Source organism: Microbacterium sp. Beta (assembly GCF_005502545.1).
GTDB classification, from domain to species: Bacteria; Actinomycetota; Actinomycetes; order Actinomycetales; family Microbacteriaceae; genus Microbacterium; species Microbacterium oxydans.
On record NZ_SCOG01000017.1, the window covers coordinates 65654 to 77085 of the forward strand.

Genomic DNA, 11432 nt, shown 5'->3' on the forward strand with positions numbered 1-11432 from the left:
ACTTGGGCGATGAGCGACGACCAGCGACCCCGGCTGCGTGATCTCTTCCGTCCACGCCCGGTCTCCACCGACCGCACCGTGACGACCGAGGCCGACGAGACCGTGCCCCTGCCGTTGCGGATCACCGCGAGCTACGCCTGGCGGCTGCTGATCATCGCCGCTGCGATCGGCGTCTTCATCTGGCTCGTGATGCTGCTCAAGCTCCTGGTCATCCCCCTCATGGTCGGCATCCTCATCACGGCGCTGCTGTGGCCCGCGTTCTCGTGGATGCTGCGACGCGGCCTCCCGCGATGGCTGGCGATCGCCATCTCGCTCATCGGGACGGCCGCCATCGTCACCGGGCTGATGTGGCTCGTCGTCTGGCAGGTGCGCGCCCAGCTTCCCGACGTGCAGGAGCGGTCGACCGAGGCGTTCGATCAGTTCCAGGTGTGGCTGCACGACGGGCCGCTGAATCTCTCGGACACCCAGATCGCCGACTACCTCCAGCAGGGTCTCGACCTCATCAGCGAACAGGCACAGGTGCTCTGGACGGGCGCACTCGCGATCGGCACGACCGTCGGTCACGTCGCCACGGGCGCCCTGCTCGCACTCTTCATCCTCATCTGCCTGCTGGCCGATGGAGCCGGGATCTGGCGCTGGACCCTCAAGATCTTCCCGCGTCGCGCCCGTCCGGCCGTCGACGGCGCCGCCCGCAACGGTTGGACGACGATCGTCAACTACGCGCGCACGCAGCTTTTCGTGGCCACCATCGATGCGATCGGCATCGGCCTCGGCGCCTTCCTGCTGCAGGTTCCGCTCGCGCTCCCTGTGGCGGTGCTCGTGTTCCTGGGCTCCTTCATCCCGATCGTCGGTGCCGTGGTGACCGGCGCGGTCGCCGTCTTCCTCGCCCTCGTCTACAACGGGCCGTGGATCGCTCTGTGGATGCTCGTCGTGGTGCTGGCGGTCCAGCAGATCGAGGGACACATCCTGCAGCCGATCATGATGGGTTCCGCGGTCAAGGTACACCCGCTCGCCGTCGTGCTCGTCGTGGCCGGAGGAGCGATGATCGCCGGAATCCCCGGCGCCCTGTTCGCGGTCCCGTTGGCGGCGTTCGTCAACGTCGCCGCCGTGACCATCAGCTCGGGTTCCTGGCGCACCGGCGTCGGACCGAGCGGGGATCTGATCTGGAGCACAGTTCCGCGCGAGCGGAGACGGAGGAATCGATGAGCGCAGTCCCCAGCCTGACCGAGTTCGAGCACGCCGCTCAGAGTCTGGCTGAGGTGATCTCGCACACGCCATCGCTGCCGTCGCGGGCCCTCTCCGACATCCTCGGGGCACCCGTCCTGCTCAAGATGGAGAATCTCCAGCGCACGGGCTCCTTCAAGATCCGCGGGGCGGCCTACCGGCTGTCCAAGCTGAGCGCCGAGGAGCGCGCCAGGGGAGTGGTCGCGGCCTCCGCCGGCAACCATGCCCAGGGGGTTGCCCTCGCCGCCCAAGCGCTCGGGATCCCCGCGACGATCTTCATGCCTCTGGGTGTGCCGGTGCCGAAGCTGCTCGCCACTCGCGGCTACGGAGCGGAAGTGGTGCTGGAGGGGGAGACGGTGGCGACATCGCTGCGTCTCGCCGCCGAGTTCTCCGAGCGCACCGGCGCGGTGCTGATCCACCCGTTCGATCACCGCGACGTCGTGATCGGGCAGGGCACGCTCGGGCTCGAGCTCCTGGAGGATGCGCCCGAGGTCGACACCGTCGTGCTCGGCATCGGCGGTGGAGGTCTCATCGCCGGGGTCGCCGCAGCTGTCAAGGCCCGTGCCGCCGAGCTCGGACGCTCGGTCAGGATCATCGGCGTGCAGGCGGAGAACGCCGCCGCCGTGCCGCCATCGCTCGAGGCGGGAGAGCCCGTCGACATCGTGACGAGGCCGACCATCGCCGACGGCATCCTGGTCGCGCGCCCCGGTGCGATCCCGTTCGACATCATCAAGGACCTCGTCGACGAGGTGGTCACGGTCTCGGACGATGATCTGGCGCGAGCCATCCTCATCCTCCTCGAGCAGGCGAAGGTCGTGGTCGAGCCCGCGGGCGCCGCGGGCGTCGCAGCCATCCTCGCCGGCAAGGTCACCGCGACGGGGACCACCATGGCCGTGCTGTCAGGTGGGAACATCGACCCGCTCCTGCTGCAGCGGGTCGTCTCGCACGGACTCGCCGCGTCCGGTCGATACCTCACGATCCGCATCCCGCTGCCCGACCGGCCCGGCCAGCTCGCCCGCGTGTCCGAGCTGATCGCGGAGGCCGGAGCGAACGTGATCGAGGCCATGCACACGCGTCACGGGCACGGGCTGCAGATCAGCGAGGTGATCCTCGAACTCAGCGTCGAGACCCGCGGTCCCGAGCACTCCGAGCACACGCTCGACACTCTGCGTCTGGCCGGCTTCGAGCCGATCCTCGTCCCGGATTGAGCACGACCGATCGCGCATACGGAAGCGCCCCCTCGTCCGAGCGGAGGAGGGGGCGCTTCCGTCTGGCGTCTCAGCCGGTGTAGGTCTCGACGTTCACGATCTCGACGCTGATGTCGCGACCGTTGGGAGCCTCGTAGGACGACTTCTCGCCGACCTTGAGGCCGAGGATGGCCTGGCCGAGGGGGCTGGCCTCGCTGTACACGTCGAGGTCGCTGCCTGCGGCGATCTCGCGGCTGCCGAGGAGGAAGACCTCTTCGCCGCCGGCGACGAGGGCCGTGACGACGGTTCCGGGCTCGACGATCCCGCGGCTGGCGGGAGCCTCGCCCACCTTGGCGGTCTTCAGCAGACCCTCCAGAGTGCGGATGCGGGCCTCCTGCTTGCCCTGCTCGTCCTTCGCGGCGTGGTACCCGCCGTTCTCCTTGAGGTCGCCCTCTTCGCGGGCCGCCTCGATGCGCTTGGCGATCTCGTCGCGGCCGACAGTGGACAGGTGCTCCAGCTCGGCGACGAGCCGGTCGTACGCTTCCTGCGTGAGGAAGGGAACCTGAGCATCGGTGGACATGACGAAGCTCCTTCTTTCGGGATCCCTCCGGCATGCTGCGGGGGATATGCCAAGACGCCCCGGCACGGTGCCGGGGCGTCGTCTGTCTGGCACGAGTCTAGGCGACCCAGCAGGCGTTCACCAAACCTGTCGTGGCTTCCGCGACGGTCGGGATGGTGACCGAACGCGCCTGCGAGTGGCTGTCTCCTGCTTCGATCTCGACGATCTTCCAGCCGACGACGCCGAACTCCTCGTCCAGGGCTTCGACGGCGCACACGACGTTCTTGCCCTGCACTCCGGTGACCTGGAAGGTGATGTTCACCGAGTGCTCGTCGACGAGTTCGAAGCCCAGATCGTCGGCGTCGACGGACGCCATCGACTGAGCGACGGTCATCCAGCCGAACGCGCCGAGCAGGATCACGGCGACCGCGCCGCCGACGATCCAGGGCGTGCGCCGCCGTCGGGTTCGGCCATAGCGTTCGTCGAGGTCTCGTGCGGTCGTCACAGGGGAGTCTTCCGGTCGTTAGGCTGGTGTTACCAGGTTATGCGACCTGCGTACGAAAGGCCGATTCATGTTCTCTCTGTCCGAGACCCCGATGCCGACGCCGAGCATGACCGTCGATCCGGTTTCGGTCACCCCGGGGTTCGTGGGCTTCGCCGCGATCGTCGTGGTCGTGATCGCGGTCATCCTCTTGATCTGGGACATGAACCGTCGCATCCGCCGTGTCCGCTACCGCGAAGAGGTGCGCGACGAGCTGGATGCCGAAGAGGCGGCGCGTCACGCCGACGGCACGGCCGCCCCCGGTGCGGAGCCGTCGACCTCGGACCGGCCCGACGCTCCCGAAGACGACTCGCCCACGCGCTGACCGTGCGTCACGGCGCACCCAGCGAGGGAGAAAGCGGCGCCAGCGCGATCAGCAGGCACGCCGTCCAGTGGCACAGGAACGCGAGAACCGTGCACACGTGGAAGATCTCGTGGAACCCGAAATGGCCCGACCAGGGGTTCGGCTTCTTGAGCGCGTAGACGATCGCGCCGCCCGTGTAGAGCAGACCGCCGACGATCACCAACACCATCATCGCGACGTTCGCGTTCATCAGATCGACGATGTACATCACGGCGGCCCAGCCCAGCAGCAGGTAGAGGGCCACGTAGAGCCAACGCGGCGCATTGATCCAGAAGACGCGGAAGAGGATGCCGACGAGGGTGCCGCCCCAGACCAGGCAGAGCAGCAGGATGCCCTTCTGCGGTGGCAGCGCCAGCACGGCCAGAGGCGTATAGGTACCGGCGATGAGCAGCAGGATGTTGGCGTGGTCGATGCGCTTGAGCATCACCTTCACCTTCGGACTCCAGTCGATGCGGTGGTAGAGCGCGGAGTTGCCGAAGAGCAGCAGCGACGTGAGCATGAACACAGCGGAGGCCCACTTCGCCGCGGCTCCCTCGGCCACGACGATCAGGACGATTCCGGCGACCACGGCGACCGGGAAGGTGCCGGCGTGGATCCACCCTCGCCAGGTCGGTTTCACGTCGGTGGCCGCATCCGCGGCGGCTGCGTCCAGAAGGGGCAGCTGAGGGACGTCGGGACCGGAGTGCTCGGGAGTGCTCACGTGCTCACTCTAGGCGGCCCCGCATACCGCTCACGGCACATATATCCAGCGTTCCCACACGGTGCGGACGGCCGCGGCACGGTAGCGTAGGTGGGTGATTCCACGCGAGAGCCCGGTACGCGGGCCGCTGTACCGGCTCTACACGAGTCGGCTGCGTCGTCACCTCGATCCGGCTCGTGTGCCGCACCACGTCGCGATGATGATCGACGGCAATCGCCGGTGGGCCCGTCAGCTCGGGTTGGACACGCCCGCGGAGGGACACCGGGCGGGTGCGGCGAAGATGCGCGAGTTCCTGGAGTGGTGCGACGAGCTCGGTGTGCGGGTCGTCTCGCTCTACCTCCTCTCGAGCGACAATCTGAGGAAGCGGGATTCCGCGGAGCTCGCCGACCTCATCGAGATCATCGCGGAGCTGGCGGAGGCGCTGTCCCTGGAGGGGAACTGGCGGGTGAAGCACGTCGGCCGCTCCGACATCCTCCCCGCCGAGCTCGCGCGAGTGCTCTCCGACGCGGAGCAGCGCACGAAGGATCACACCGGGCTGCACGTGAACCTCGCGGTCGGGTACGGCGGGCGCAACGAGATCGTCGATGCGGTACGGAGCATCATCGCGAAGCACGAGGCGTCAGGCGGCACGCTCGAAGACCTCGCAGCCCACCTCACGCCCGAGATGATCGGCGAGCACCTGTACACCGGGGGACAGCCCGACCCCGATCTCGTGATCCGCACGAGTGGAGAGCAGCGGCTGAGCGATTTCCTCCTCTGGCAGAGTGCGCACAGCGAGTTCTACTTCGTGGAGGCGCTGGGGCCGGACCTCCGCCAGGTCGACTTCCTGCGTGCGATCCGGGACTATGCCGATCGGGACAGGCGCTTCGGGCGCTGACGCGGCGACGGGTCCGAGCGGAGCCGTGCCACAATGACGCAGTGAGCACTTTCCAGGACTATGTCGACTCCTTCGACAACGAGTCCGGCTACTTGAACTGGGCCGCCTTCGGGCCGCTGTCGCCGTCCGTCCGGGAAGAGGTCTTCGCCGATGCCGACCTGCTGGCAAGCGGGCGGCCCTCCTCACTCGCTCTCGTCGGAGAGCGCATCGGCCAGGCACAGGAACTCGTCGCCGAGCTGCTGGGCGCCGATGCGGCCGACGTCACGCTGCAGCCGTCTTCGACGCACGGGCTCATGCACGCGCTGTTCGGTCTCACCGGGGGAGTGATCGCGAGCACCGCCGAGTTCCCGAGCGTGAGCCTGACGGTGGAGCGCGCGTCGACGGCATCGCAGTGCGCCGTCACGCCGCGCTGGATTACGCCCGGTGACGGCCGCGTGACCCCTGATGCGGTGACCGATGCCCTCGACGACGATGTCGTCGCACTCGCTGTGAGCCACGTCGACTTCCGCACCGGCTTCCGCACCGATCTCGCCGCTCTCCGCGAGGCGATCGGTTCCGATCGGCTGCTCATCGTCGATGCCGTCCAGTCGTTCGGGGTGATCGATACCGACTACTCTGCGGCGGACGTGGTGGTAGGGCACGGCTACAAGTGGTTGCGCGCCGGCCGCGGCAGTGCGTTCGGGTGGTTCTCCCCGCGCGCACGGGAGCGCATCGCCCCGGTGCTGTCCGGGATCACCGGTACGACGTCTCCCGGTCTGTTCGTCGACGAGCTGCCGGCACCCGCTCCGTCCGCGCGCGCCTTCACCGTCAGCCAGCCGGACACGCTTGCGGCAGGGCGACTCGCGATCGGGGTGCGGGATGTCCGCGACGCCGGTGTCGCCGCCGTCGAGGCACGGTTGGCCGAGAACGTCGACACCGTGATCGAGATCGCCGACCGTCACGGCATCGAGGTGAGCTCCCCGCGTGAGCGCCATCAGCGTGCCGGCATCGTGTCTCTCGCTCCGGCGGAACCCGGGCGCCTGGCCGCCGCGCTCGCGAACGCCGGGATCGTCGTGACGGCGCGGGGTGCGGCGGTGCGCATCGCTCCCCACGCAGGTACGGATGCCGCGAGCTTCGAGCTCCTCGACGACACCCTGCGTGCGTTCGGCAACGAGACGTTCATCAGCGCGTAACGAATCGCTGGCGTGTCGAGTTCGGGTTAATCGTCCGCACAGTCGTACGTTCTAGGCATCGGGCAAGGCGCCCGGTCGGGTCGGCCTCAGGTTGACGACTCGTGACCCCCTGGTCGACCCGTTCGAACTACCGGGATTCCCCGGGTCGGGAGTGGGTCGTGACCACACGTACAGCGCAGCAGGCCACCAGCACCGCGCAGCAGTCCACCCGTAAGACGACGAGACGAGCATCCTCCGCCGATCCGGATCAGGATCTGCGCACGTATGTCCTCGACACGTCCGTGCTGCTGAGCGATCCGCAGGCGTTCTTCCGGTTCGCCGAGCACTCGGTCGTCCTCCCCGTCGTCGTGATCACGGAGCTCGAGGGCAAACGCCACGATCCGGAGATCGGCTACTTCGCGCGACAGGCCCTTCGCCACCTCGACGATCTGCGCATCGAGCACGGGCGTCTCGACTTCCCCGTCGAGGTGGGCGAGGGCGGGACCCTCCGGGTCGAACTCGCGAACACCGACTCCTCGGTGCTTCCCGCGGGCATCCGCCTCAGCGACAACGACACCCGGATCCTCTCCGTCGCCATGCATCTCGCACAGGACGGCCAGGACGTCACGATCGTGTCGAAGGACCTGCCGATGCGCGTCAAGGCCGCCTCTCTCGGTCTGCGCGCCGAGGAGTACCTCGCCGAGCAGGCGGTGGACTCGGGGTGGACCGGGATCTCGACTCTCGACCTCTCCGGTGACGACATCAGCGACCTGTACGAGAGCGAGGTCGGCATCAGCGAGCAGGCTCGGGGGCTCCCGGTGAACACCGGCCTGATCATCCACTCCGAGCGCGGGTCGGCGCTCGGTCGCGTCACGGGAGACGGCGAGTACCGGCTCGTGCGCGGCGACCGGGACATCTTCGGCATGCACGGCCGCTCCGCGGAGCAGCGCATAGCGATCGATCTGCTCCTCGACCAAGAGGTGGGCATCGTCTCGCTCGGCGGGCGTGCGGGCACCGGCAAGTCGGCGCTCGCGCTGTGCGCAGGACTCGAAGCGGTGCTCGAGCGGCAGCAGCAGAAGAAGATCATCGTGTTCCGGCCCCTGTTCGCGGTCGGTGGGCAGGAGCTCGGCTACCTCCCGGGCGACCAGGGCGAGAAGATGGGGCCCTGGGGTCAGGCGGTGTTCGACACGCTGGGTTCGGTGGTGTCGGGCAACGTCATCGAGGAGGTCGTCGAGCGCGGCCTGCTCGAGGTGCTCCCGCTCACCCACATTCGCGGAAGGTCCCTGCACGACGCGTTCGTGATCGTCGACGAGGCCCAGTCGCTCGAGCGGAACGTGCTCCTGACGGTGCTGAGCCGCATGGGACAGAACTCGCGCGTCATCCTCACCCATGACGTCGGTCAGCGTGACAACCTCCGCGTGGGTCGTCATGACGGCATCGCCAGCGTGATCGAGACCCTGAAGGGACATGATCTCTTCGGACACGTGACCCTGACGCGGTCGGAGCGTTCGGCCATCGCAGCCCTCGTCACCGAGCTCCTGGAGGGTGGAGAGCTCAGCTGACGACGGAAACAGCGGATGCCGCGAGGGCTCGGTCCTCGCGGCATCCGCTTCTTGGTCTCGGTGCAGCCCCCGATCGCATAAACCCCGTCCGCGTGCATGAACCCCGTCCGCTTGCATGATGATTCGCCGTTCCTGGTCATGCGATCGTCGGATGGTCATGCGGGTGAGAGGGGGGAGCAGGTCAGTCGGACTGCACAGCGGCCTATTCTGCGCTCATGTTCACCGATCGCGTGAAGGTGGGCCGGCCGAGCGGGCGTGGGCCCCCAGAATCGAACGATGATCGACGTCAATATGCTCCTCGGACGCTTGGGAGGGGTCGCACGCGGCACCCGGCTTCAGGGCTTCGGATGCTCACGCTCACGGCTGGGAGCGGAGTGCAGGGCCGGTCGCATCGTCCGAGTGCGTTCTGGTGTGTTCGCATCTCGAGGAGCCGCGACCGAGGTGGTCACAGCAGCGGCCCACGGGGGAGCCCTCACTTGCGGGAGCGCCTTGAGGATTCGAGAGGTGTGGACGCTGAAGGTTCCCGCTGAGGTGCATGTCTGGATGGGGCTCGGCGGGCGACGGCATCATCCGAAGCAGTGCGGCTGCGTCGCCCACTTCACCCGCGGACGCATGGATGTCGGCATCGCGCCGATCGAGGTCGCGCTGACACACGCATACGCCTGTTACGGGGAGGAGTTCTTCTTCGCCGCGTACGAGTCGGCCTGGAACAAGCGGATGCTGACTGCTGCGGCGCGTGCGCACGTCCGCTCCGCCCTTCCTGCGACGGCGCGCTGGCTCGTCGACCTCGCACGTCCGGACGCGGAGAGCGGCTTGGAATCCCTGGTGCGGCTGCGGCTCCATCTGATCGGAGTGGCTGTGCGCACCCAGGTGACCGTCGGCGGGGTCGGGCGGGTCGACTTCGTGATCGAGGGCCGCGTCATCCTCGAGGCCGACGGTCGCGACAACCACGAGGATGCTGCGAAACGGCATCGCGATCTCATGCGAGACGCAGTCGCATCCGACCTCGGCTTCGAGACACTCCGTTTCGACTACTCGATGATCGTGTACTCGTGGGACGTGGTCGCAGCAGCGATTCTGGCTGCGCTCGCTCGGGCTCGTGCGTGAACTGGTGCACCTGCATGAGGCGATGCCGGATGCAGGTGCCGTCCCGCCGAACGCTCATGCAATCGTCGGCTGGTCATGCGTCTGCGCTGAGAACCCGAGACGCGGCGCCCGGAGACAGAGGATGCCGCGAGGATCGAGTCCTCGCGGCATCCGCTTCATCGTGGGCGGGTCAGCCCGCGTGCGTCATCGACAGCAGGTCGAGCTTCTCGTCCAGCTGCTCGAGGGTGAGCTCGCCGCGCTCGACGTAGCCGAGGTCGATCACGGCGTCGCGCACCGTGATGCCCTTGGCGACCGAGTGCTTGGCGATCTTCGCCGCCGCCTCGTAGCCGATCAGCTTGTTCAGCGGCGTCACGATCGACGGGCTCATGCCCGCGAAGGCCGCCGCCCGCTCGACGTTCGCCTGCAGACCGTCGATCGTCTTGTCGGCGAGCACGCGCGAGGCGTTCGACAGCAGGCGGATCGACTCGAGCACCGCGGTGCCCATGACCGGGATGGCGACGTTCAGCTCGAACGAACCGGATGCGCCGGCCCACGCGACGGTGGCGTCGTTGCCGATCACGCGCGCGCACACCATGAGCACGGCCTCGGGCACGACGGGGTTGACCTTGCCCGGCATGATCGAGGATCCGGGCTGCAGGTCGGGGATGTGCAGCTCGCCGAGGCCCGTGTTGGGGCCCGACCCCATCCAGCGCAGGTCGTTGTTGATCTTGGTCAGCGACACCGCGATGGTGCGGAGAGCACCGGAGGCCTCGACCAGACCGTCGCGGTTCGCCTGTGCCTCGAAGTGGTCCTTGGCTTCGGTGATGGGCAGCTCGGTCTCGGCCGCGAGCAGCGCGATGACCTTCTGCGGGAAGCCCAGCGGCGTGTTGATGCCCGTGCCGACGGCGGTGCCGCCCAGGGGGACCTCGGCCACGCGGGGGAGAGCCGACTGCACGCGCTCGATGCCCAGACGGATCTGACGCGCGTAGCCGCCGAACTCCTGTCCAAGGGTGACGGGCGTCGCATCCATGAGGTGCGTGCGGCCGGACTTGACCGCGTCCTTCCACAGCTCCGCCTTCGCCTCGAGAGCGACGGCGAGGTGGTCGAGTGCGGGGATGAGCGTGTCGATGAGTGCCTGGGTGACCGCGATGTGCACCGAGGTCGGGAACACGTCGTTCGACGACTGCGAGGCGTTGACGTGGTCGTTGGGGTGCACGGTCGAACCGAGGATGCGCGTGGCGAGCGTTGCCAGCACCTCGTTCATGTTCATGTTCGACGAGGTGCCGGAGCCGGTCTGGTAGGTGTCGACCGGGAACTCACCGTCGTGCGCGCCGGAAGCGACCTGGTCGGCGGCCTGGGCGATGGCGTCGGCGATGGCGCCGTCGAGGGTGCCGAGCTCCTTGTTGGCGAGTGCGGCGGCCTTCTTGATGCGAGCGAGGGCGGCGATCTGCGTCGACTCCAGCCCCTTGCCCGAGATCGGGAAGTTCTCCACGGCGCGCTGCGTCTGAGCGCCGTAGAGCGCATTCACGGGCACCCGCACCTCGCCCATGGTGTCGTGCTCGATGCGGTAGTCCTGCTCGGTCATTCCGAACCCTCCTTGGTTGCGGGGTCGATCCCCTGGATGTCGTCGTCGGTGTCGATGCCGACCGTGATCACGGGCACGGCGGTGCCCTCGGCCAGACGGTAGTTGGCGCCGACGATGCCGAGGCGACCAGCCGCGACGGCATCGCTGATGATCTCGGACGACTGCAGCAGATCGTTCACCGTGTTGCGCAGGTGCTCGATGCCGACCAGTTCCGAGTCGATCTCGGCGACGGTGGTGCCCCCGCTCGCCGCCAGCACCTTGCGCGCGGCCGGCACGATCGGGGCGATCAGCTTCCAGATGTGCGGCGGCAGGGGAGCGGCATCGATCGCCGTGCCGTCGATGGCGGCGCGCACCGCACCGCACGAGTCATGCGCCAGCACCACGATCAGAGGAACCTCGAGAACGGCGACGGCGTATTCCAGGCTCGCGACGATCGATTCTCCGATGACCTGCCCGGCGTTGCGCACCACGAACAGGTCGCCGAGCCCGAGGTCGAAGATGATCTCGGCGGCCAGGCGGGAGTCGGAGCATCCGAAGAGCGTGGCGACCGGGTGCTGCGCCGCGGTCAAGTCCTTGCGGCGAGCGACGTCCTGATT

The 11432-nt window shown here is 68.1% G+C and carries 12 protein-coding genes; 7 read left to right on the forward strand and 5 right to left on the reverse strand.

The window, feature by feature from the left end; genetic code table 11:
* Window positions 1–9: 9 nt before the first annotated feature.
* Window positions 10–1206 carry an AI-2E family transporter gene (locus FFS56_RS15005; RefSeq protein WP_046749629.1) on the forward strand — a complete coding sequence of 399 codons (1197 nt, stop codon included), beginning with the start codon at window positions 10–12 and terminating at the stop codon, window positions 1204–1206.
* Window positions 1203–2432 carry a threonine ammonia-lyase gene (gene ilvA / locus FFS56_RS15010; protein WP_046749628.1) on the forward strand — a complete coding sequence of 410 codons (1230 nt, stop codon included), beginning with the start codon at window positions 1203–1205 and terminating at the stop codon, window positions 2430–2432. The genes FFS56_RS15005 and ilvA overlap by 4 nt, the downstream gene beginning before the upstream one ends.
* 70 nt (window positions 2433–2502) lie before the next feature.
* On the opposite strand, the gene greA is transcribed toward ilvA, so the two are convergent.
* Together greA and FFS56_RS15020 are read right to left on the reverse strand one after the other, a co-directional pair.
* Window positions 2503–2991 carry a transcription elongation factor GreA gene (gene greA / locus FFS56_RS15015; protein WP_045262727.1) on the reverse strand — a complete coding sequence of 163 codons (489 nt, stop codon included), beginning with the start codon at window positions 2989–2991 and terminating at the stop codon, window positions 2503–2505.
* Between the two features lie 97 nt (window positions 2992–3088).
* Window positions 3089–3475 carry a DUF4307 domain-containing protein gene (locus tag FFS56_RS15020; protein WP_046749627.1) on the reverse strand — a complete coding sequence of 129 codons (387 nt, stop codon included), beginning with the start codon at window positions 3473–3475 and terminating at the stop codon, window positions 3089–3091.
* Window positions 3476–3542: 67 nt separating this feature from the next.
* Here FFS56_RS15020 and FFS56_RS15025 point away from each other — a divergent pair, with 67 nt between their 5' ends.
* On the forward strand, window positions 3543–3836 hold the full coding sequence (locus FFS56_RS15025) for a hypothetical protein (RefSeq protein WP_046749626.1): 294 nt from the start codon (window positions 3543–3545) through the stop codon (window positions 3834–3836).
* Between the two features lie 7 nt (window positions 3837–3843).
* Here the strand turns inward: FFS56_RS15025 and FFS56_RS15030 are convergent, their stop codons facing one another.
* On the reverse strand, window positions 3844–4575 hold the full coding sequence (locus FFS56_RS15030) for a hemolysin III family protein (RefSeq protein ID WP_046749625.1): 732 nt from the start codon (window positions 4573–4575) through the stop codon (window positions 3844–3846).
* A gap of 97 nt (window positions 4576–4672) precedes the next feature.
* Here FFS56_RS15030 and FFS56_RS15035 point away from each other — a divergent pair, with 97 nt between their 5' ends.
* The 4 genes from FFS56_RS15035 to FFS56_RS15050 all read left to right on the forward strand — a co-directional run bounded on the left by FFS56_RS15035 (window position 4673) and on the right by FFS56_RS15050 (window position 9272).
* Window positions 4673–5452 carry an isoprenyl transferase gene (locus FFS56_RS15035; protein WP_046749846.1) on the forward strand — a complete coding sequence of 260 codons (780 nt, stop codon included), beginning with the start codon at window positions 4673–4675 and terminating at the stop codon, window positions 5450–5452.
* Between the two features lie 41 nt (window positions 5453–5493).
* The gene (locus tag FFS56_RS15040) at window positions 5494–6624 is read left to right on the forward strand and encodes an aminotransferase class V-fold PLP-dependent enzyme (protein ID WP_127012408.1); all 1131 of its coding nucleotides are present in this window, start codon (window positions 5494–5496) and stop codon (window positions 6622–6624) included.
* A gap of 254 nt (window positions 6625–6878) precedes the next feature.
* Complete coding sequence (locus tag FFS56_RS15045) at window positions 6879–8165, forward strand: PhoH family protein (RefSeq protein WP_218867605.1); 1287 nt, start codon at window positions 6879–6881, stop codon at window positions 8163–8165.
* Between the two features lie 504 nt (window positions 8166–8669).
* A complete protein-coding gene (locus FFS56_RS15050) occupies window positions 8670–9272 on the forward strand; it encodes a DUF559 domain-containing protein (protein ID WP_233437305.1) in 603 nt (200 codons plus the stop codon).
* A 169-nt stretch (window positions 9273–9441) separates the two neighbouring features.
* Here FFS56_RS15050 and FFS56_RS15055 read toward each other — a convergent pair whose 3' ends face one another.
* Window positions 9442–10836 (reverse strand): class II fumarate hydratase, encoded by a 1395-nt coding sequence (locus FFS56_RS15055; RefSeq protein ID WP_046749623.1) that lies wholly within the window; start codon window positions 10834–10836, stop codon window positions 9442–9444.
* On the reverse strand, window positions 10833–11432 hold a 600-nt coding region (locus FFS56_RS15060), incomplete at its 5' end, for a carbonic anhydrase (protein WP_137772328.1). The genes FFS56_RS15060 and FFS56_RS15055, both read right to left, overlap by 4 nt.

Bases quoted from the DNA above. Each gene is read 5' to 3' on its own strand.
- greA (WP_045262727.1), bottom strand. From the start codon at position 2,991: ATGTCCACCGATGCTCAGGTTCCCTTCCTCACGCAGGAAGCGTACGAC.
- ilvA (WP_046749628.1), top strand. From the start codon at position 1,203: ATGAGCGCAGTCCCCAGCCTGACCGAGTTCGAGCACGCCGCTCAGAGT.
- FFS56_RS15055 (WP_046749623.1), bottom strand. From the start codon at position 10,836: ATGACCGAGCAGGACTACCGCATCGAGCACGACACCATGGGCGAGGTG.
- FFS56_RS15025 (WP_046749626.1), top strand. From the start codon at position 3,543: ATGTTCTCTCTGTCCGAGACCCCGATGCCGACGCCGAGCATGACCGTC.
- FFS56_RS15005 (WP_046749629.1), top strand. From the start codon at position 10: ATGAGCGACGACCAGCGACCCCGGCTGCGTGATCTCTTCCGTCCACGC.